Annotated in this window: 19 protein-coding genes and 3 pseudogenes; 14 read left to right on the forward strand and 8 right to left on the reverse strand. The window is 70.0% G+C overall.

From position 1 onward, the window contains the following. Positions 1 to 374: 374 nt before the first annotated feature. Both OHO27_RS04015 and OHO27_RS04020 read left to right on the forward strand, forming a co-directional pair. Positions 375 to 1,370 carry a mannose-binding protein gene (locus OHO27_RS04015; protein ID WP_328420350.1) on the forward strand — a complete coding sequence of 332 codons (996 nt, stop codon included), beginning with the start codon at positions 375 to 377 and terminating at the stop codon, positions 1,368 to 1,370. 275 nt (positions 1,371 to 1,645) lie between these two features. Next, the gene (locus OHO27_RS04020; RefSeq protein WP_443059691.1) at positions 1,646 to 2,611 is read left to right on the forward strand and encodes a glycoside hydrolase family 5 protein; all 966 of its coding nucleotides are present in this window, start codon (positions 1,646 to 1,648) and stop codon (positions 2,609 to 2,611) included. A gap of 51 nt (positions 2,612 to 2,662) precedes the next feature. On the opposite strand, the gene OHO27_RS04025 is transcribed toward OHO27_RS04020, so the two are convergent. Beyond that, positions 2,663 to 3,817, reverse strand: a complete 1,155-nt coding sequence (locus OHO27_RS04025) for an FUSC family protein (RefSeq protein ID WP_328420353.1) — start codon at positions 3,815 to 3,817, stop codon at positions 2,663 to 2,665. A 161-nt stretch (positions 3,818 to 3,978) separates the two neighbouring features. Here OHO27_RS04025 and OHO27_RS04030 point away from each other — a divergent pair, with 161 nt between their 5' ends. After that, the gene (locus tag OHO27_RS04030) at positions 3,979 to 5,187 is read left to right on the forward strand and encodes a DUF2235 domain-containing protein (RefSeq protein WP_328420355.1); all 1,209 of its coding nucleotides are present in this window, start codon (positions 3,979 to 3,981) and stop codon (positions 5,185 to 5,187) included. Between the two features lie 12 nt (positions 5,188 to 5,199). On the opposite strand, the gene OHO27_RS04035 is transcribed toward OHO27_RS04030, so the two are convergent. From OHO27_RS04035 to OHO27_RS04050, 4 genes are all read right to left on the reverse strand, one after another. Next, positions 5,200 to 5,988 (reverse strand): ABC transporter permease, encoded by a 789-nt coding sequence (locus OHO27_RS04035; protein WP_328420357.1) that lies wholly within the window; start codon positions 5,986 to 5,988, stop codon positions 5,200 to 5,202. Continuing rightward, complete coding sequence (locus tag OHO27_RS04040; protein WP_328430342.1) at positions 5,985 to 7,025, reverse strand: ATP-binding cassette domain-containing protein; 1,041 nt, start codon at positions 7,023 to 7,025, stop codon at positions 5,985 to 5,987. Before OHO27_RS04040 ends, OHO27_RS04035 begins: the two co-directional genes overlap by 4 nt. 121 nt (positions 7,026 to 7,146) lie before the next feature. Beyond that, the gene (locus OHO27_RS04045; RefSeq protein ID WP_328420359.1) at positions 7,147 to 7,995 is read right to left on the reverse strand and encodes a DUF4097 family beta strand repeat-containing protein; all 849 of its coding nucleotides are present in this window, start codon (positions 7,993 to 7,995) and stop codon (positions 7,147 to 7,149) included. A 136-nt stretch (positions 7,996 to 8,131) separates the two neighbouring features. After that, complete coding sequence (locus tag OHO27_RS04050; RefSeq protein WP_328420361.1) at positions 8,132 to 8,656, reverse strand: toxin-antitoxin system HicB family antitoxin; 525 nt, start codon at positions 8,654 to 8,656, stop codon at positions 8,132 to 8,134. Between the two features lie 349 nt (positions 8,657 to 9,005). Between OHO27_RS04050 and OHO27_RS04055 the strand changes: the two genes are divergently transcribed. The 5 genes from OHO27_RS04055 to OHO27_RS04075 all read left to right on the forward strand — a co-directional run bounded on the left by OHO27_RS04055 (position 9,006) and on the right by OHO27_RS04075 (position 13,272). Beyond that, positions 9,006 to 9,530: a hypothetical protein gene (locus tag OHO27_RS04055; protein ID WP_328420363.1), complete on the forward strand. Its 525-nt coding sequence runs from the start codon at positions 9,006 to 9,008 to the stop codon at positions 9,528 to 9,530. 93 nt (positions 9,531 to 9,623) lie between these two features. Next, complete coding sequence (locus OHO27_RS04060) at positions 9,624 to 10,340, forward strand: RNA polymerase sigma factor (protein WP_328420365.1); 717 nt, start codon at positions 9,624 to 9,626, stop codon at positions 10,338 to 10,340. 53 nt (positions 10,341 to 10,393) lie between these two features. Then, entirely contained in the window at positions 10,394 to 11,347 is a 954-nt protein-coding gene (locus tag OHO27_RS04065; RefSeq protein WP_328430343.1) for a CU044_5270 family protein, read from the forward strand. 132 nt (positions 11,348 to 11,479) lie between these two features. Further along, positions 11,480 to 12,514 (forward strand): permease, encoded by a 1,035-nt coding sequence (locus OHO27_RS04070; protein ID WP_328420367.1) that lies wholly within the window; start codon positions 11,480 to 11,482, stop codon positions 12,512 to 12,514. Further along, positions 12,511 to 13,272, forward strand: coding sequence for a TIGR03943 family putative permease subunit (locus OHO27_RS04075; protein ID WP_328420369.1), 762 nt, complete (start codon positions 12,511 to 12,513; stop codon positions 13,270 to 13,272). The genes OHO27_RS04070 and OHO27_RS04075 overlap by 4 nt, the downstream gene beginning before the upstream one ends. A gap of 40 nt (positions 13,273 to 13,312) precedes the next feature. Here the strand turns inward: OHO27_RS04075 and OHO27_RS04080 are convergent, their stop codons facing one another. Then, a complete protein-coding gene (locus OHO27_RS04080) occupies positions 13,313 to 13,753 on the reverse strand; it encodes an OsmC family protein (RefSeq protein ID WP_328420371.1) in 441 nt (146 codons plus the stop codon). Positions 13,754 to 14,035: 282 nt separating this feature from the next. On the opposite strand from OHO27_RS04080, the gene fxsT reads away from it, so the two are divergent. The 6 genes and pseudogenes from fxsT to OHO27_RS04110 all read left to right on the forward strand — a co-directional run bounded on the left by fxsT (position 14,036) and on the right by OHO27_RS04110 (position 19,627). Next, positions 14,036 to 16,471, forward strand: coding sequence for an FxSxx-COOH system tetratricopeptide repeat protein (gene fxsT, locus OHO27_RS04085; RefSeq protein ID WP_328420373.1), 2,436 nt, complete (start codon positions 14,036 to 14,038; stop codon positions 16,469 to 16,471). A 39-nt stretch (positions 16,472 to 16,510) separates the two neighbouring features. After that, positions 16,511 to 16,849 (forward strand): annotated as a pseudogene (locus OHO27_RS04090) (transposase); the annotation flags it as partial. A gap of 84 nt (positions 16,850 to 16,933) precedes the next feature. Then, a complete protein-coding gene (locus OHO27_RS04095; RefSeq protein ID WP_328420375.1) occupies positions 16,934 to 17,926 on the forward strand; it encodes an immunity 49 family protein in 993 nt (330 codons plus the stop codon). A 43-nt stretch (positions 17,927 to 17,969) separates the two neighbouring features. Next, positions 17,970 to 18,191, forward strand: a complete 222-nt coding sequence (locus OHO27_RS04100; protein WP_328430736.1) for a hypothetical protein — start codon at positions 17,970 to 17,972, stop codon at positions 18,189 to 18,191. A gap of 104 nt (positions 18,192 to 18,295) precedes the next feature. Beyond that, the gene (locus OHO27_RS04105) at positions 18,296 to 19,363 is read left to right on the forward strand and encodes a TerC family protein (protein ID WP_328420377.1); all 1,068 of its coding nucleotides are present in this window, start codon (positions 18,296 to 18,298) and stop codon (positions 19,361 to 19,363) included. A 138-nt stretch (positions 19,364 to 19,501) separates the two neighbouring features. After that, positions 19,502 to 19,627, forward strand: a complete 126-nt coding sequence (locus OHO27_RS04110; RefSeq protein WP_328420379.1) for a hypothetical protein — start codon at positions 19,502 to 19,504, stop codon at positions 19,625 to 19,627. A gap of 97 nt (positions 19,628 to 19,724) precedes the next feature. Here the strand turns inward: OHO27_RS04110 and OHO27_RS04115 are convergent. Together OHO27_RS04115 and OHO27_RS04120 are read right to left on the reverse strand one after the other, a co-directional pair. Then, positions 19,725 to 19,953 (reverse strand): annotated as a pseudogene (locus OHO27_RS04115) (universal stress protein); the annotation flags it as partial. Positions 19,954 to 20,127: 174 nt separating this feature from the next. Then, positions 20,128 to 20,579: pseudogene (locus OHO27_RS04120) on the reverse strand (TerD family protein); the annotation flags it as partial. Between the last annotated feature and the right edge of the window lies 1 nt (position 20,580).

Here is a 20,580-nt window from a genome sequence, read left to right on the forward strand (position 1 = left end):
GGGGGACGTTCCGGGAGCAGGGAGGCGTGGGCGGACAAAGCGACGGCAGGGTTGGGGCGGGTGGGGCGGCTGATCGCCCCCGGTACAGGCTAAGTTGGGGTGCGCCATCGGTCCGGTCGGCATACGGCGCCTTCCGGCCGGGCGTCCGGGCCGGGGCCGTACGGGAAGACCGCGCAGCTCGGGAGGGCGTCGGACCAGCCTGCGGCCGCCACCGCGGCGGGTCTTTCGGAACTCGGCGCCCAGGACCGGGCGTACCGGTTCGTCCCGGCGCGGCACTCGACCAACGCCCGCCAGGCTTCCCGGCGTTCGTCCGGCCGGCCGTCGCGCGGGCCCTGCCCACCACCAGCAGCTCCGCCACCGAGGAGGAGTACCGCATGTCCCCCCAGCAGCAGACCCCCGGCGCGAACGCGGAGGCGGCCGCCGCCCGTGAAGGGGAGGCCGGGTTACCGCCCACGCCCTCCGCCCCGGACGAGGCGGCGCCGAGCACGGCCGCAGCCCCCGAGGCGGAGTCCGGCACCACCCCGGCCGGGGAGAGCACCGCCACCGCACCTCCCGCCGAGGAGAGCGCCGAAGCCGCGGCCCCGCCCGCAGGTGCGGCGGCAGCAGCCGGCACGACTGAGGCGCCCGAGGAGCGCGCCGCGGTGGCCGCGGCAGTCGGGACGACACCCCCGGGCACCAGGACCGGCACCGGAGTCGGCAGCGGACGCCCCCGCAAGCCGGTCCTGGCGGGTGCCGCGATAGCCGGCGCGGTCCTCATCGCCGTACCGCTGCTGCTGGCCGGCAGCGCGAAGGACGACGGGCCGGGCAATTCCCAGGGGCCGGCCGCGGGTTCCGACACCGTCCTGAACCCGAACTCCGCCCCCGCCGCTCTCGACGACTACGTGGCCGAGAAGCCCAGTCCGTCCCCGAAGAAGGCGAAGCCGGAGAAGACCGAGCCCGCGAAGGTCGTCGCTCCCCCGCCTGCCGCGCCCTCCCCGGAGCCCAGCAAGACCAGCGCTCCCGCCAAACCGAAGCCGAAGCCGAAGCCCAAGGCGAGCCCGCAGCCGAACTGGAGCACCGAGAGCGTCTTCGCGACCAGCGTCCTGGAGGTCAACCAGGCCTGGACCACCAACCGCATCCGGATGGTCATGCAGACCGACGGCAACCTCGTCGTCTACAACGAGCAGAGCAAGCCCATCTGGGCATCCATGACCTTCGGCCAGAACCACCGGGCGATCTTCCAGCCGGACGGCAACCTCGTCATCCACAACGCCGAGGACCGCCCCATCTGGGCCTCACAGACCTGGGGCCGCGAGGGCGCCCAGCTGGTCCTGCGGGCCGACGCCAAGGTCGTCATCGTGCACAACGGCAACGTGGTCTGGTCGACCTGACGCCCTTCGCGCGACGGGCTTCGAGGACCCGTCGCGCAGCCCGGGGCGGGGCCGGCGTGGGGGCAGGTGTGGGAGCCCGTCTGCGTTCTTGATGAAATTTGGTGTGCAGATATGTTGACCTCTGTTCGAGGCCTCTTCTACCTTGCGGGAGCCACAGAGCCGCCGAGCTGTTTGCGAGGTTCCGCGGACGCACCTGCCCGGAAGGGGATGCAGTGTCACGAAGGAATCATCACGGGGCGGCGATCCGCCTGGGGGCGTTGGCGGCCGGCGTCACGATGCTCGGCGGTGCCCTCGCCTCCCCCGCGTCCGCCGCACGCCACGTCCCGCCGCCGCCCGTCAGTGACTTCCGCGGGGTCAACTGGGCCGACCCGCGCGACAATTACGCCGACGACGCGGTCGTACCCTCGGGTCTGTCCACGACCGACAGCTACGCCACGACCTATGCCAAGTCCAGGGCGATCGTCGGCGGATTCGGCAAGCTCGGCGCCAACACGGTCCGGCTTCCGGTCAACCCCACCTCCGTGAACGGCCCCTTCTGGAAGTCGTACCGAGCCGCGATCGATGCCGCCACCGCCAAGGGTTTCAAGGTCATCCTGGGCTACTGGGAAGCCGACAACGCCAAGGACGGCAAGATCGACGACCAGGCCTCGTGGGACCGGATGTGGGCGCGGGTCACGTCCGCCTTCGCGCGCAACTCCAAGGTGTACTTCGAGCCGATGAACGAGCCGTTCGGCTACACCTCGCAGGAGTGGCGCGACGTGGCTGCGCGCTGGGTGGACACGCACCGCTTCGTGCCCCGCGACCGGATCCTCGTGGGAGGCGTCAAGTACAGCGAGGACGTCAAACCCGTGTGTGCCGACAGCCGGCTCGACGGCACCCGGCTGGCCCTGCACAACTACGGCTTCTGGCACACCGACTGGACCAGCGTCGACCAGTGGAAGCAGGACTTCAAGGAGCGCATCGGCGACTGCGCCGCGCGCACCGTCCTCGACGAGTTCGGCGCGACCATGACCTCCGGCCTGGACTACAACGGACCGGTCAACGGCTCCAGCGAGGTCGCCTACATCCAGGCCGCGACCGACACCATCCGGGAACTGGGCCTTGGCTCGGTCTACTGGCCGGGCCTGCGCAACGGCGACACCTACTCCCTCACCACGCTCCAGGGCACGGGCACCCGCCTGAGCCTGAAGCTGAACAACCGGAGCGGCCTGGACCGCCTGCACTGGGCCTGGCGGAAGTAACCGGGGTGTGCCGCCCGGGCCGGCCGTGGCCGCGTCCGTCCCCGCCCACCGTCAGTGCCCGACCAGTTGGTCGGCCAGGCGGTGGGCCTGGGTGAGGAGGGTGCCGTACGTCGCCAGGGTGTCGGGGTCGTCGGGGGCCGCGCCGAGCAGCCGCTGCCGTAGATCGTCCAAGGCGCGGTTCAGGTCCTCGACCACCTCGCGCAGCTCCTGGTCGGCCTGCTGGTCCTGCCCGCCGGGGGCGAACCGGCTGCGGGTGTAGAGCCCGATGGCGCGAGCGCTGCCGTGCAGAAAGTCCGCATAGGGCTTCGCGGCGTGCGGGCCCGGTCGCCAACCCTTGCGATCGTCACCGGAGGACTCCAGCACGGCCCGGGTGACGCCCGCGGTGTGGACGGCGACGTAGTCGAGGACGGTCACCGCGTCGTCGTAGTCCTGACCCGGCTGCGAGGCCAGGCGGCTGCGGCGGCGGGGATTGACGCGCAGGCTCTCCCGGCTCCAGCCGACCGCCGCGTGGGCCTGGTCCACCAGGCGCCAGAGGCGCAGCGCACGCTCGTGCAGGGAACCGGCCGTGTGGGAGTCCCACTCGTCGGCGGCCAGCCGGTCGGCCACCCTTTCCAGGATCTCCTGCGCCTCGTCGGCCGCGTCCTCCAGCGCGGCACGAGTGCTGCGCAGATACAGCGGAGGCCGGATCAGTGCATTGACGGCGATCCCGACGAACGCGCCGAAGACCGCCTCCGCGATCCGTGCCGCCGACGAGGTGATCGTGACCGGCCCGCCAGTCAGTACGAAGAGGGCGCCGGTGGCCGCGTAGACGCCCTGGCTGCCCAGGCGCCGCCAGTTTCCCAGCAGCACGACGGCCGGCAGCACCAGCGCCATGGCCGCCATCGGGGAGTCGAGGAGCAGGGCGACGCCGGTGGCCACCACCGTTCCCGTGGCGATGGCCGCCAGCTGCTGCAGGCCGTGCGCGATCGACCGGTACACCGTCGACTCCACCAGCACGATCGCCACCCACGGCGCGATGAACGCCATCGGCGCCTGCAGCCACCAGCCCGCCACCGCCCACGCCACACACGCCGCCAGCGCGGCCTTGCCCGCCTGCATCGCCAGATCCCGCTCCCGCCCCGGCTCCGCAAACGCCCGCCGGACCGCCTCCACCGCGGCCCTGACGCGGGGCCGTACGCCCAGCGCCGTTCCTCGCATCCCGTGCATGCAGGCCAAGTGCCCTCACTGACCGGGATGAATGCACCCGGCAGCGGGTGACGTACGCCCCGTCGCGCGGGCCTCTGTCACATGGCGCGGCCCCTCGAGCGGTGGGAGCCTGGATGTGGTGCTGCGCGCGCTGCTCCGCGCTCTCGCGAGGAGGGATGGTCATGGCCAAGCGTCTGGTCGTCTGTTGTGACGGCACATGGAACTTCGCCGACCAACCGAGCAAGACCAATGTCGCCAGGGTCGCCCTGTCCGTGCTCCCGGGGTCCGCCGCGGGGAAGGAGCAGCGTGTCCACTACCACAGCGGTGTGGGCACGCGACGGCGGGAGCGGTTGCGCGGCGGCGCGTTCGGCGTGGGTCTGTCCCGGAACGTCGTCGACGCCTACCGGTTCCTCGTGGAGACGTACGAGCCCGACGACGAACTCTTCCTCTTCGGCTTCAGCCGGGGCGCGTTCACCGCCCGCAGTCTCGCGGGACTGGTGCGTAACGGCGGCATCCTGCGCCGGGAGCACGCCGACCGGATCCCGGAGGCCTGGGCCCTCTACCGGGACCGGATCGAGCAACCGAACGGCGCGGCAGCCACGTTGTTCCGCCGCTCGTACGCGCGCGAGACAGAGATCCGTTTCATCGGGGTGTGGGACACGGTCGGCGCCCTCGGCATCCCCGTTCCCGGCGCCTCGTGGCTCCAGCCCGCGGCGCACCGGTTCAACCGCCGCTGGGCGTTTCACAACACCGAGCTGAGCAGTTGGGTCGGGGCGGCGTTCCACGCGCTGGCCATCGACGAGCGGCGTTCGGCGTTCCGGCCGGCGCTGTGGCACCAGCAGCCGGGCGCGGCCGAGCAGGGCCAGGAGCTCAAGCAGGTCTGGTTCGCCGGTGTGCACTGCGACGTCGGTGGCGGCTACAAGGAGACGGGGCTGTCGGACATCCCCCTGCTGTGGATGGTCGATCAGGCCCGTAGATACGGGCTGCAGTTCGACACCGACGCGCTCAGCGCCGGCGGGCCGACGGTGATGAGGCCCGAGCAGAGCATCGACTTCCGGGTACGGCCGGACGCCTTGGGCGACCTGCACGACTCTCGGACGGGAATGTACCGGCTGGCCAAGCCGCTGCACCGGCCCATCGGAGACGCGGCCGACTCCAAGGGCGTGCCCGATGGCAACGAGTTCCTGGCCGTACCCGCCAAGGAGCGCTACGACCGGGACGCGGGCTACCGGCCACCGCAGTTGAAGCGGTATCTGACTGCTCAGGACCGGATCCGACTGGAACCCGTCCTGCTGCCGGACCTCGCCACGGGCCTGCCGCCCCTGCCGGCCGCGTCGTCCGGTCCGGCGACACCGGCCGACGCGCCGGGCGGCCTCGGCCGTGCCCCATGACCCCGCTTCGCCCTACTTCGGGTCACGGTCGAACACCGACTTGGACCAGACGTAGCCGAGCGCGGCCAGCCCGGCGCACCAGGCCACGGCCAGCCATCCGTTGTGGCCGATCTCGCTGCCGAGGAGCAGTCCGCGCAGGGTCTCGATGGCCGGGGTGAAGGGCTGGTACTCGGCGATCGGCTGGAACCAGCCCGGCATCGCGTCGACCGGGACGAAGGTGCTGGAGATGAGCGGCAGGAAGATCAGCGGCAAGGCGTTGTTGCTCGCCGCCTCGGCGTTCGGGCTGATCAGGCCCATGCCGACCGCGATCCAGGTGAGAGCCGTGGCGAAGAGCACGAGCAGCGCGAACGCAGAGAGCCATTCCAGGACGGTGGCGTTGGTGGAGCGGAAGCCGATGGCGACGGCGACGGCGCCGACGAGGACCACGCTGATGATCGACTGCAGCACGCTGCCGATGACGTGTCCGATGATCACGGAGCCCCGGTGGATGGCCATGGTGCGGAAGCGGGCGATGATGCCCTCGGTCATGTCGTTGGACACGGACACCGCGGTGCCGATCGTGGTGCTGCCGATGGTCATCAGCACCAGGCCCGGAGTGAGATACGCGATGTACTCGGAGCGGTCCGCACCACCGCTGATGCCGGCGCTCATCACATCCCCGAAGACGTAGACGAAGAGCAGCAACATCATGATCGGCGTGAGCAGCAGGTTGAGGGTGAGGGAGGGGTAGCGCCGGGCGTGCAGGAGGTTGCGGCGCAGCATGGTGGTGGAGTCGCGTACGGCGAGGGAGAGGGAGCTCATCGGACGTTCTCCTTGGCCTGGTTGGGCTGGGTCGGCTGGTTGGGCTGGGTCGGGTGGTTCCACCGGTTCGGCTGGTTGGGGATGTCGGTACCGCTGGTCAGGGCGAAGAAGACGTCGTCGAGGTCGGGGGTGTGGACGGTGAGTTCGTCGGCTTCGATGCCGGCGGCGTCGAGCCAGTCGAGGATGGAGCGCAACTCGCGCTGGCTGCCGTCGCTGGGGATGTGCAGGGCGAGGGCCTCGTCGTTCCGGGTGGCTTCTTGCAGTGCGGTGGCGGCGTTGTGGTAGGTGGCCGGGTCGGTGAAGCGCAGGCGGATGTGTCCGCCGGGGATGAGCCGCTTGAGCTCGTCGGCGGTGCCCTCGGCGGCGATCTTCCCGTCGTTGAGCACGGCGATGCGGTCGGCGAGTTCGTCGGCCTCCTCCAGATACTGCGTGGTGAGGAAGACGGTCACACCGCCGGAGACGAGCTCGCGGATGATCTGCCACATGTTGTGCCTCGAGCGGGGGTCGAGGCCGGTGGTCGGCTCGTCGAGGAAGATGATCCGCGGGTTGCCGACCAGGGTCATGGCGATGTCCAGGCGCCGCTTCATGCCGCCGGAGTAGGTGGAGGCGGGCTTCTTCGCGGCCTCGGTGAGGTCGAAGCGCTCCAGCAGCTCGGTGGCGACGCGCCGCCCTTCGCGCTTGGGCAGGTGGTGCAGGTCCGCCATCAGGAGCATGTTCTCCTCACCGGTGATCAGCCCGTCGACGGCGGAGAACTGCCCGGTGACCCCGATCGCGGCACGCACGGCCTGCGGGTCGGCGGCGAGGTCGTGACCCGCGACCTGGGCCTGCCCGCCGTCCGCGGAGATGAGGGTGGACAGGATCTTCACTGCGGTGGTCTTGCCGGCACCGTTCGGGCCGAGCAGCGCGAACACGGACCCGACCGGAATCCGCAGATCGATGCCGTCGAGGACGAGCTTGTCGCCGTACGACTTGCGCAGCCCGACGGTGGAGACGGCGGCGGGCGACGGGCGACCGTCCACCCTCCTGGATGTGGGCATGACAGATGAAGGCATGGGGCCCTCCGTTGAAGGCTGATGTGATGGCTGATGCGAAACCTGATGTGCGCTGAAGGGCGCTGAAGGGGGCGAAAAGTAGGGCGGGTTGAGGATGCGACGCCGCTCAGGCCTTCGCGCGGCGGATGTCGATGTTGCCCCAGTTGGTCCGCGCGCGGACCTTGACGGTGTCCTCGATCTGCTCCGGCGCCTCGGACTCGGCGAGCATGTTGCGCACCTGCCCACGGTTGGAGCTGACGTCGAGCCAGGCGGCGGTGCCCTCGCGGATTCCGATCTCGATGATGCCGTTGGAGGTCTCCAACTGGACTTCGCCGCGTGCGACTTCGGCGACGCGCAGGTAGCCGTGGGTCGCGGTGCCGGTGACCGACGCCTCGGCGCGCGCGATGTCGATGCCGCCGTGGGCGCCGCTCAGCCGCAGCTCGCCGGTCACGGTGCCGACGGTCGTGGTGCCGTGGGAGTTCTTCAGGACGGCAGGGCCGTCGATGGTGCCGACGCGCACGTTGCCCGTGTTGCTGGTGATCTCGGCCATGCCCTCGATCCGGTCCACGTTGATCGAGCCGTGCGACGCGGTCAGCGTCACCGGGCCGGTCGTGTCGAGGCGGATGTCGCCGACCGAGGTCTTCACACGGACCTCGCCGAGCCGGCCCGCGCCGAGCACCTGGGCCCAGGCGCCGGTCATGTCGACGTGCGAGCCCGCGGGCAGTTCGACGGTCACGTCGACCACGCCGGTGCGGCCGAGGCCGAACAGATTGGCCTTGGGCGTCCTGATGGTCAGTACGCCGCTCACGTACGTGGCCTCGGTCTGGTCCGCCGTCCGCGCGTCGGGGTCCCTCTTCGGGTCGCGGGGCTGCACCTCCACGACGGTGTCGAGGCGGTCGCCCGCGATGAACTGGATGGAACCGGCCTCCACGCGAGCCGTGACCGAGATCGCTTCGGGAGTGTCGAAAGAAGGCATGGCTGTCCCGTCCTCATGAGTCCTTGGGCCGTCCCCGCTGGTGGGGACGTGGTGTGGGTGGAGTGAAGTGGGTGACGCGGTGCGGGTGAAGCGGCGTGGGTGAAGCAGTACGAGAATCGACGGGGGCGGGGCGCGGTCAGCGCACCCAGCCCGTGAAGCTCTGACCGCGGGTCTTGGTCTTCTCCGGCGTACGCGGTTCGGTGCCACCGCCGACCGCCGCCGACACGGCGCGCACCAGCCACGCGTTGACCGACAGGCCCTCGCGACTCGCCGCCTCCTCTGCGCGGGCCTTGAGGTGGGCCGGCAGACGCAGGTTCACGCGGGCGGTACCCCCCTCGTCAGCCTCGGCCGACGCCGGTGCCGGGGCCCTGAACGGTTCGGCGGGCGCGGTCGGCTCCGCGGCGGCGTCGCCGTAGGTGGGCGGCGGCGTCACCACGAAGTCGGGGTCGAGCCCGCGCAGCCGTACGTCGACCGAGCCGGGGGCGAGTTCACGGGTGATCTCGTCCATCGCGGCGGAGAGCACGTTGAGCATGGTCAGCCGGGTCGCCGCCTCCAGCGGAGCGGTGAGCCTCTCGGCCAGCTCCCGGGCTTCGTCGCCGCCGGCTTCGGCAGCCACCGCGAGTTCGCGGCGGAGGGTGTCGACATACGGGGTGAGGTCCATGCCGCCACGATGGCACCACTTTGGCGCCACATGCAAGTCCACGAGGGGAGCAAATGCGGACCGCGCCAACCCAGCGAGCTTGAACTGCGCAAACACACAGACATCAGATCGGGTCAGCGCGACGCTGCGCGGCATCACGCACCCTGGCGCAAGCGTTGACAGGGAGGCGCAACGTCCCAGGCCCAGCAGGTGTGTCACGACTGCGACACCACCGACAGCAGTGATGGCGCCATAAATAGACGCCAAATGGCACCACTCATGTGCCATCATGGCACCACAGGGGGCACCGCTCAGCCCCGCAGCCGAGCGGTGTGCGTTTCACGGAGTGAGTCATCAAGGGGGTCGGACGATGGAGACAGCACAGAACCGGCAGCAAGCAGCACCCGGGACCTTCACCGCCTTCGCCCGCTTCGTGCTCTGCGGCGGCGGGGTGGGGCTCGCCTCCAGCTTCGCCGTGGCGGCCCTCGCCTCCTGGCTTCCGTGGGTCTTCGCCAACGCTGCGGTCACCGTGGTCTCCACGCTCCTCGCCACCGAGCTGCACGCCCGCTTCACCTTCGGCGCGGGCGGGCGCGCGACCTGGCGCCAGCATGCACAGTCGGCCGGGTCCGCGGCGGCCGCGTATGCGGTGACCTGCGTGGCGATACTTGTCCTGCACCAGCTGCTGGCAGCGCCCGGTGCGGTGCTCGAGCAGGTCGTCTACCTGTCCGCCTCCGCACTCGCCGGTGTCGCACGGTTCACGGTGCTGCGCCTCGTCGTCTTCGCGCGGAGCCGTTCGCAGGCCGCGGCCACCGTCAGCAGCGCCCATCCGGTGCACGCCACCGTGGCTCGCGCCGCGGCCCCGGCCGAATCTGCGGTGCTCTGCTGCGCCGCCTGACCGTTCCGCTGGGCGGCGTGTTGGCGAGGGCGGTTCGGCCATGCTGTGACCCGGATCACCGCAACGTGATCCGCGCAGCGGACAGGGTGAAGTGTGGAGATTTCACTGCGCGCCCGCGTGCGGGCCGGGGATCCGGATGCGTTCAGACAACTCTTCGACGAGCACGCTTCGGTGGTCTACCGGCACGCCGTCCGGATGACGGGCAACTGGGTCATGGCCGATGACGCTGTGTCGCTGACCTTTCTGGAGGCATGGCGGCTGCGCGAGCGGGTGCTTCCCGGTGATGACAGCCTTCGCCCGTGGCTACTGGGGATAGCTACGAACGTCACGCGCAATATGGCGCGGGCGGCGCGAAGACACCAGGCAGCGCTCATCAGAGTGCCGCCTCCCGATCCCGTGCCGGATATCGCCGACGGGGTGGCACAGCGACTGCTCGACGAGGAGGAACTGGCCGCCGCGCGGGAAGCGTTGAGCACCATGCGCCGTGGGGAGCGCGAAGTGTTCACGCTGTGCGTATGGGAGGGCCTGGACGCCGCCACGGTGGCCGAGGCCCTCGGTGTCGCCGTCGGCACCGTTCGGGCCCGGCTCTCGCGCGCGAGGAAACGCCTGCGCAAACTCACCGAGCTCGAACTCGACGGCGGGGCGGGCGGCCACGGGCGCCTGAACGCCATGGGCGGCATTGACGGCACAGGCGGCGCAGGCAGCACCCCCGGCGAAACCGCGCAGCGCGGAAGGCAACGCCTCGCCGCGGACGGACAGATACCGGGTGGCCGCCACCAGGCGGCTCGGTCCACGCAGGAGAAGCGATGAACACCAACCCGCGACGACGCGATCAACCGGCGGACCACCGGGACTTGGCCGAGATGCTGCCCGCGCCGGGCCGCCCGGCCCTCGCGCAGGACCGTCACCATGTCCTAAGGGAATCCTTGATGGAGCACATCACCGGGCAGGCAGCACACGAGCAGGCCGCACACGAGCAGACGAGTACGACCGACACGTCCGCTGCGCCCTCCGCACACCGACCCCTCAGGCGGCGCCTTGTACTCGTCGCAGCGCCGCTGGCACTGGCCGTCGCCGTGAGCCTGGGCGTGATAGCGGTCGACAGCGCAGACGGCGACAAGTCCGGTACCCCTGCCGCGAGTACCACCGCGGGCTACCACGGGAGCGCCGCGCAGTTGCTGGACCGGATTGCCCTGGCGGCGGCCAAGCGTCCGGCGGCGACGGTCCGCGACGACCAGTACATCTACACCAAGTCGCAGGGGCCGGCCGCCGACCTGGGCGTCCAGTTCAACGGTTCCGCGGAGTACAAGGGAGCCGTCCGAAGCGAACAGTGGGATTCGGTGGACGGCAAGCGGTCGGGGCTGAGGAAGGGCGTCGCCGTGGACGACCCCTCCAAGAAGATGTCCATGGCCATGTACGGCACCGGCTACCTGACCTTCCGGCAGCTTCAGGCCCTGCCCACCGACCCCGACGCGCTGCTGAAGCGGCTCTACAGCGACACCCGGATGCCGCCGAACCGCCGCCTGCCAATCGCACTCGGAAACTTCGGATCCTTCATCGACAACGCCACCCTGCTGCCCGATCTGAGCGCCGGGCTCTACCGTGCGATGGCCAAGCTTCCTGGCGCGCACGTCGTGGACCACGTCAAGGACGCCGCGGGGCGGGAGGGCATCGGCCTGACGTTCAAGGGCGCCCCCGAGAGTGCCACCTGGGTCTTCGACTCCTCCAGCCTCGTCTATCTCGGAACGACCAGGAGTGCGCTCCTGGACATCGGCGTCGCGGACAAGACAGGCGAGGCACCAGTCAGCTCATCCTGAGTCAGCCGTCACAGGGCGTCCGCTCCGGCGGGCGCCCTGCTCGCTTGTCACGGCTGCCGGCAGAAGGTCAGTGTTCAATGGCGCACCCGCTATGTTCGACCCGGCATTCGACATCAGGCATCCGGGGCGGGCGTGCAGAGAACAGAACAACGGACCGAGGAGACAGGGACGGCGGCGGTAGCCGAGACGGACGACGAGAGTCCGATACGGGAACGGCTCCGCTCCGGGATGCTCCTGCTGGTTGGGGCAGTCCTCCTTCTCGACGTGGTCCTCTTCGTGAGCGGCGGGTGGTTGGAGACACCGGCCGTACAGGCATGGCGGACCGTGTGTCTCGCCGTCACCGTGCAGGCGTTGCCGTTTCTGTTGCTGGGCACGGCCCTGTCCGGCGCCATCAGCGCGTTCGTGCCGGCGCGGGTGTTCAGCCGGGTGCTGCCGAAGCGGCCCGCGCTCGCCGTCCCGGTCGCCGGCGCCGCCGGAGTCGTCCTGCCCGGCTGCGAGTGTGCGTCGGTACCGGTGGCGAACAGTCTGATCGGCCGGGGCGTCACCCCCGCCGCCGCCTTCGCGTTCCTGCTGTCGGCTCCAGCGGTCAACCCGGTGGTGCTGACCGCCACGGCCATCGCCTTCCCGGGCAACCCCGCCATGGTCCTGGCCCGGCTGCTCGCCTCGCTCGCCACCGCCACGGTGATGGGCTGGCTGTGGCTCCGGTTCGGCCGCGAGGAATGGCTGCGGCCGGCCGTGCGGCACTCCGGGCACCGGCCGGGGCACAGCCGCTGGACGGAGTTCCGGCGCGGTTTCCAGCACGACTTCCTGCACGCGGGCGGTTTTCTGGTCCTCGGGGCCATGGCGGCGGCCACCTTCAACGTGGCGGTCCCGCGCTCGGTACTCGAGGCGTTCTCCGGTTCCGTCTGGCTGTCCGTGGTCTTCCTGGCCGGGCTCGCCATCCTGCTCTCGGTGTGCTCCGAGGCGGACGCGTTCGTGGCGGCCTCGCTCACCGGCTTCTCGCCCCTCGCGCGCTTGGCGTTCATGGTGGTCGGGCCGATGGTCGACCTGAAATTGATCGCCCTTCAGTCGGGCACGTTCGGCCGGGCCTTCGCGGTCCGTTTCTCTGCCGCCACGACGGTCGTGGCGGTCCTGTGCAGCGTGCTGATCGGAGAACTGCTGCTGTGAGACGACTCTTCCAGGTGTCCCTGCTCTTCCTGAGCGGCCTCGGCGTGCTGCATGCCTCGCTCCTCACCGACCTGTACCTCAGGTACGTCAAGGAGGGAATGCGGCCGCTCCTGATCGCGTCGGGAGTCCTCCTGCTCCTCCTGGCAGCGGCGGAGACGGTGTCGTACTGGAGGCGCGGCAGGGACGACGGGGCCGGCGAAGCCGATGAAGACCACGACCGCGACGGCCACCACCACGGCCACACCTCCGTGCCCCGCGTTGCCTGGTTGCTGCTCCTGCCTGCCCTGAGCCTGCTCTTCTACGCCCCTCCCGCCCTCGGCGCGTACACCGCCTCCCGCGAACCCTCCAAGACGGTGGAGGAACGGGACGACTTCGATCCGCTACCCACGACCTCGCCGGTCCCCCTGACCCTCACCGAGTTCACCAGCCGCGTGCAGCAGGACCACGAGCAGGGCATCAAGGAACGCAGCGTCCTGTTGACCGGTTTCGTCACGCCCGGCCCGGAGGGGGACGGCTGGTATCTGACACGGCTCATTCTCAGCTGCTGCGCGGCAGACGCCCAGTCCGTCAAGGTACGGATCCATGGGGCCCGGGACCTGCCCGCCGACACTTGGGTGTCCGTCACGGGAACCTGGCACAGCGGCGGAACCCTGGGCACGACCTCCGCACCGGTCGCGCTCGACGCCCGTACCGTCACGAAGGTCGCCCGGCCGGTGAACGGGTACACGGATGCTCTGCCGCTGCCCACGACGAGGTGAACGGCACTGGGTTGGCCGCCGTGGGACGGGCAGTCGGACCTCAGGCGCCGTCAGTCCCGTCGGACACGGTCACACGGACCGGTGCGCCCGCCTCGACGGTGCGGCTGACCGTGCAGAGCCGGTCGTGCGAGGTCTTCACGGCTCGGGGCAGGATGGTGCGGGCGCGCTCCCCTGAGGGCCCGTCCGGGAACGCGACAGAGAAGGTGACCTCGAGGTCCGACATCCGGTTGCCGCTCTCGTCCTCGACCTTGCTGCCGGTCACGGTGACGGAGAACGTGGTCGGTTCCTCGTGACGACTCGTGGCGACCTCCACGTCGGCCGCGGTGCAGCCGCCGATCGCCGCGAGGAACAACTCGACCGGCGTGAAGTCGGCACCGCCGCCGGTGCCGAAGCTCAGCGTGCCCCCGCGGGCATTGGTCGCGGTGAACCGGCCCCGGCCGGCTCGCTCGATGGTGACAGAACGCAGCGAATTGTCAGTCATGGCGACGACATTACTGTCAGCCTTCGCCATTACTGTCAGCCTGCGCCGCACTGCCGCGCCCGAGTGGCAGTTCCAGGCCTCGCGTGGCGGGAGGACCGGCTCGCGGGTCACTATGCAATGGGCCGCCGATGTTCCCCAGCCTGGAGGCCGCATGCCTGCTCAGCGCACAACCGCGCTGATATGGGACACCATCGAGCGCTATTCACCGAACTACTCGCCCGTATCGGAGTCTTCCGGTCCGTGCGCACGGTCCAGTTGAGCACCGGCCCCGGGGACGGATCCATGCCGGATGGCGCGCCCACCGTGCCGAGGCTCCGTTCACGCACCCGTGATGTCCACCCCCTTGCCCTCAGTGCGCCGGCGCGCAGCAGGCTCATCCTGGTTCTGACCGACGGGCTCGGTCCCGCCTGGCTCGCGGGCACCGTGACGCCCCTGCTGCACCACCTCGGCCGGTCGCAGGCGCTGGCCGTGCTGCACGTGATGCCGTCCCGGCTCTGGCCTGTCACCGCGGTGTCCACCACCCCGGTGCGTCTGCGCCTGCGCGCCCATGCCGCACCCGCGAGCAACGAGGCCCTGTACTGGTCCGATGACGGCCTGCGACTACCCGACCTGCGGGAACCCGGGGATCTGGAGCAGCCGCAAGTCCCGGTGCCGGTGCTGGAGATCGACGGCGGCGGGCTGCACCGATGGGCCCGGCTGATGGCCGGCAGGAGCGTCAGAGCCACGGAGCTGCTGCCCGTGATGACGGCGACCCGTGAGACACCCCCGGCCCCGCCCTCACCCGCCCCTCCCCATGTCACGGGCGCGGACCTCGTGCGGCGCGCCCAAGCCGTCCTGTCGCTGACGGCGTTCCGGCTCGCCGTCCGCCTCGCCCCGGTGCCGCTGACCCTCCATACCGTGCGGCTGGTGCTGCCGAACTCCGGGCCGGAACATCTGGGCGAACTGCTCGCCGGTGGCCTGCTGCGATACATACCGGAGCCGGGCGAGCGTACGGCCGAAGCAGACCAGACCCACTTCCCGTTCGACTTCAAGCCGGGTGTGCGGGAGGAACTGCTCGCCCACGGCACCCTCCTGGACACCACCCAGGTCGTGCGCACGGTGAGCCACTCCATGCCCGTTGAGCAGTGGAGCGACGGACAGCGCTTCCTGATCTACACACTCGACGGCCGGGAGCCGCAGGTACCCGAGATCACCGACGGCAACCGGGAGTCGGTCGTGCTCGCGGCCACGGTACTGAGGGCATTGTCGGGCCCCTACAACGCCACCGTAAGGCGCACCCAGGCGGCGCTTCGGGAGGCGCAGGGCTCCACTGTCCGCAGCGAGTGGCCACAGACCGCAATCTCCGGACCAGTTCACCCGGCCGTGGAATCGGTTGCCCTCGGGTTGAACGCGCCAGCACTGTCTCCGGTGCCCCGCCCTCTGCCCGAGCCACGTCTCGCGTCCACGATCTGGGGTGCAGTGCCTCCCCGCAACGTGCACTTCACCGGTAGGCAGGCCCTGCTGGGGACCATGCACGGCCTCTTGGCCCCCGACCGTTCGATGGAGACGGCCCATGTGCTGACGGGCCTGGGCGGTGTCGGCAAAACCCAACTAGCCGTCGAATACGTCTACCGCCACAACTCCGACTACGACCTCGTCTGGTGGATCCGGGCCGAGCGGCCCGGAACGATGCTCTCGGACTTCCACGACCTGGCCACGGTGCTGGGCCTGCCGCTCGCGCCCGAGACCGCCCGCCGCGACGCGGTGCCCGCCGTCCGGGAAGCGCTGCGCGCCGGGGACCTGCGGCAGCGGTGGCTGCTGGTGTTCGACAACGCCGAGTCCGTCGAACAGGTCCGGCCCTTCCTCCCTCTCGGCGGCCCGGGAGCCGTGCTGGTGACCGCGCGTTCGTCGCAGTGGGCGCATGTCGCACGGACGATGGAGGTCGACGTGTTCCGTCGCGAGGAGAGCATGGCACTGATGCGCCGCCGCAACCCCCACCTCGACGAGCGCGAGGCCGACGTGCTGGCCGAGACCCTGGGCGACCTGCCTCTCGCCTTGGAGCAGGCGTCCGTCTGGCTATTGGAGACGGGGATGCCGATAGGCGAGTATCTCGCGTTGTTCCAACGGAAGCTGACGGCGCTGCTCGACGAGACACCGCCTTACGACTACCAACTCAGCGTCAGCGCGGCATGGAACCTCTCCCTGGACCGGCTGCAGGACGAGAACCCCACAGCCTTGGAGCTACTCCATGCCCTCGCCTGGCTGGCTCCCGAACCGGTTCCGACGTCGGTGTTCCGCCACCGTGACGGCTGCCACTCGACGACGGACGACTCCCTGGCGGTCTCTCGGGCCGTACGCGCGATCAACCGCCATGCCCTGGCCCGTATCGACCATCGCACCGGAACCATCCAACTGCACCGCCTGCTACGTACGGTACTGCGCTCGTCCATGTCGGACAGCGAGCGCGAAAGCTCGCGGCGGACGGCCCGGTCGCTCGCTGCATCGCTCCCGCCCAGCCCCTCCAGCACCGCCCATCTGCTCACCTGCCGGGCCGCGGAGTCCCGGGATTCCGCGGTGCGGTCCGCGCTCCTGGAGCAGTTGCGGTGGCTGGCGGCGGAGGGGTTGACCGGCGACGAGCACCGCTTGGCCGAGGCGGTGCACGAGGAGTGGTCGTGCATGCCCACGACGACTCCAGCCGAGTTGACCGAGCTGGCACGCCATCTTCCAACCCCACCGTGACCGACAACGGGCCCGCGACGGGGCGTCCAGCCTCCCCAACGCGGGCCCCGGGCTCGCCGCCCCAGGGCTACGCCGGACGCGGTCCTGGCCGACAAGGCCTACTCGTCCCGCGCGATCCGCACGCATCTCCGCCAGCGCGGGATCCGGGCGGTGATCCCCCAACCCTCCGACCAAATCGCCAAGCGCAAGAAGCGAGGCCGATCCGGCGGTCGCCCACCGGCCTTCGACCGCGAGACGTACAAGCAGCGCAACGCCATTGAGCGATGCGTCAACAAGCTCAAGCAATGGCGCGGTCTGGCCACTCGACACGACAAGACCGCCGCCATCTACCTCGCCGGACTCCAGATCGCCGCCATCTTCATCTGGTCGGCGAGGTGATCCGAAAGAGAACGCTCTAGTGCTGTCAGTGCCCGTTGATAACGTGCTTCGTCCAGTCGTGGAGTTCATGAAGGGACGGGGCACGTGCGGGAAGTGACAGGCCATCAGGTCGGCGAGCAGCGGTTGGCCGAGGCGCTCGACGACATCGACGGGCGGGCCTACACGCGGTGGCACTCGCTGCGGTACGGCAGCATCTCGCCGACGCTGATCCGGGCCATGGCCTACGAACTGCTCGACCATGTCGCCGCGCGGACGGTGACGGAGCCGAGGCTCGACACCGCGGCCGGCACGGTCGCCGTCACCGCCGCGGAGTGTGTGCACGGAGTGCTGAGCATCATGTGCTTCCCGGACGGGGACCAGGAACTCCGGTTCTCCCTCGTCGGGGAGCGGATCAGCACGGACCCGGACGACGACGAGTTCGGGGACGGGCCCATCACCTTCCGGGACGTCGTCAGGGAGGCGCCCACCGCGCGGGCCTGGCTCGACATGTTCGAGATGTGTGTCGTCAGCGGGCATGTGTGGGACTGGGAGCGGGTCGCCGGGCTGCTGCTGCGCGGCGACTACGCGCCCGCCATCCGTGACGGCGTGCCCTACAACCGGTACACCTCAGTCTCCGACCCCGCCGACCTCGCCGCCATGGACGCCCTGTGCCCCTATCTCACCGAGGCGGCCGGTCATCTGCCCCGCGACTGGCCGACGGTTCCGCTGCGCAAGCCCGACGCCGGGGAGCGCGCGGAGGCCGCCCGGCGGCTCGACGAGGTCGGCGACGCGCTGAGCGCGGACCAGCAGCTGCTCCGCGTACTCCTCGACGACGACCAGCACGCCTTCGAGGACGCCCTCGTCGCCCGGCTGGTCGCATACCGGGAGAGCGTCGAGGCCGATGCCGGTGATCCCGCGCCCCGGTCCCTCCTCCCCCTTGGCACCCTCGCCCTGGCCTGCCTCGCCGTCCAGGTCCATGGGTGGGACCTCGGTGTCCGGTCCGGGTATCTGCCGTACGGTCTGCTGGGATCGCCGGACGCGACGCGCCGGGCGGCGGAGGGGAACCGGAACAACTTGGGCTACTGGGCCGCCAAGTAGGCCACCGGGGGCGGGGCGGGGCGGGGGCATGGGTGTGACGGGCGTGACGGGTGTGATCTTGCGGGAGTACCGCGCCGACAGACGCGCGCGGCTGAAGGTGCTCGCGCTCATCGCGCTGATGCTGGCGTGCGGGATGCTCGAGGTGGTCATCAACGACCTGCCGGGCTGGGTCGCGGCGATCCTGCCGCCCGGCAGGTCGAGGCGCTGCGCGCGTGGGAGATCGCCGTCGACAAGACCGGCGGCTACATGCAATCGCGCGGCCTGATCCGCCTGCGTCCCATGCCACCGGTGTCGCCCAGTGCGGCGAAATGCCGCAGACTCTGATACAGGGGCCCGTATCGGCATGGGATGCGGAGAAGGTGACCGCTTGTGCTTGAGGTCCCGTTCTGGCTGTGGGGAGCCTTCGCCGCGACAGTGGTGGTGTCGCTGACGGTGGACCTGCTGGCCCACCGCACCGCGCACGTCATCGGCTTCAAGGAAGCCGCCGCCTGGAGCGCCCTGTGGGTGAGTCTCGCGTTGATCTTCGCGGGCGTTGTCTTCCTCGTCCTCGGTACGACGGCCGGCACCGAGTACACCACCGCCTGGTTGCTGGAGAAGAGCCTGTCGGTGGACAACCTGTTCGTCTTCGCGGTGATCTTCGCCTACTTCAAGGTACCCCGCGCCTACCAGCACCGGGTCCTGTTCTTCGGCGTGATGGGCGCCCTCGTCTTCCGCGGGATCTTCCTGTCCCTCGGGGTCGCCGTCGTCAGCCGCTTCACCGCGGTGCTGTTCGCTTTCGCCGCCGTCCTCTTCTACAGCACCTACAAGCTCCTCAAGGACGAAGAAGAGAGCTTCGATCCCGGCAAGAGCTTCGCCCTGCGGATGCTCCGCAGGGTCATCCCGGTTCGGGACGAATACGCCGGCACGAAGTTCTTCGTCAAAGAGGCCGGCAAACGCGTGGCCACGCCGCTCCTCGCGGTAGTCGCCGCGATCGAGGCGGCAGACCTGATCTTCGCCGTCGACAGCGTCCCCGCCGTCCTCGCCGTCAGCGACGACGCCTTCATCGTCTACACGAGCAACGCCTTCGCCATCCTCGGCTTGCGCGCCCTGTACTTCATGCTGGCGGGACTACTGGACCGCTTCCACTACCTCAACAAGGGCCTCGCGATCATCCTGGCCTTCATCGGGGTCAAGCTCATTCTCCAGGCTTCCCACAAGCTGATCAGCCCCAGCATCCCAGAAATCCCCTCGCCGATCAGCCTCGCGGTCATCGTTGTCGTTCTGGCGGCATCCGTCGTATTCAGCCTGCGACGACCCGCCCCACTCCGCCTGCCCCCCGCCGCTCGGGAAGAGCGAGTACCCTCCGCGCCCGACGCCGCACCCGAGAACCCCGGACTCGACGGGGCAGATGCCGAGCAGGACCAGCAGCCGGATGATCCACCGCGACCGGCACACTGATCAGCACCGCGCGATGACAGCACGCGGCCTGTCCCCTTCTCGAACCACAGAGCCTATTGTTAAAGAATGAGCAAAGCCGAGCATGATACCAGTCCCCGGGGGACGCCTGTGTGCCCGGTCTGCAAGCACCCCCTGGAGATGACCATCAAGACGCGGCACAAGACGCTAGGAATCTTCGTGCCCGTGTGGGGTCCGCGCCCCTGCCACAACCCCGACTGCCCCGACCACCAGGAGGCGCCGGAACACAGCCCCCAGGACCACTGACCAGACGCCGCTCACGGCATACAGCCGTCACGGGCAGCCGTTACGGGATCACAGCACCGCCCGGCCCTCGGCAGCTTTCTGGCGACGGGCTGCCGTCTCATCCAGCAGGTGCTTGGTCCCGCGACGGACGCCCTCGGTGGTGCGCGCCCGCTCCCCGCACGACCGCGACCGGGCAATGGGCGTGATGCATCAGAGCCTGACTGACCGAGCCGTGGAGCAGCCCGGCGAACCCGCCACGTCCCCTGGTGCCGACCACCAGCAACTATGCGGACCAGCCGGCCTCGATCGGCGCCTCTCGTGTGGCCGTGCACCACCCTGTGCTCGACCGTGTCAGGGCGACCCATCCGCCACTTGGACCAAGGACGAGCGGCGCCTGACGGCCCATCCACGTGAACAGTTCCGCCCCGCCCCGGCTCGTCAGACGAGTCTGAGCTCGGGGCGGTATCCGGCATCCACTGCACATTCGCCCGCAACCCACACACAACGCGGGGCCGGCAGGGTCATTCGCTCACGTCGACGCTGTACCCCCGGGCCAGGTCGGCCAGACCATGGTCGTAGCCTGCCCAACGGCACGCAGCCACCAGCCATCGCCACGGCGGTAGATCTCGGCGAGGATCATCGTGCGCTCGGTGGTTGCGGCGGCAATGACTACCCTGCGGATTTCCAGCGGCATACGCTCCAAATCCGCGGTGACGGCCTACTCAGTCGGGCCGTCCACGGCAAGCCTTACGGTGCCCTCCGGGTGCTCGGGTGCGCCGTAGAAGACGAAGTCCTCGTCGCCTGGCCCTGGCACCTGTTCATTCCCGTCGAGCGTAAAGGCGACGACCTCGACGTCGCAGACGGTGGGCTGAACCCAAGTGGCAGTAACTGTCCAGGCTGTGTCGGTGTCGGGCAGGTCGATGACGGCGCCTCGAACCAACATCTCTGCCGTGGTTCGAGGAGCCGCGGTCAGT

Origin of the sequence: Streptomyces sp. NBC_00443 (assembly GCF_036014175.1) — a bacterium.
Classification (GTDB): domain Bacteria; phylum Actinomycetota; class Actinomycetes; order Streptomycetales; family Streptomycetaceae; genus Streptomyces.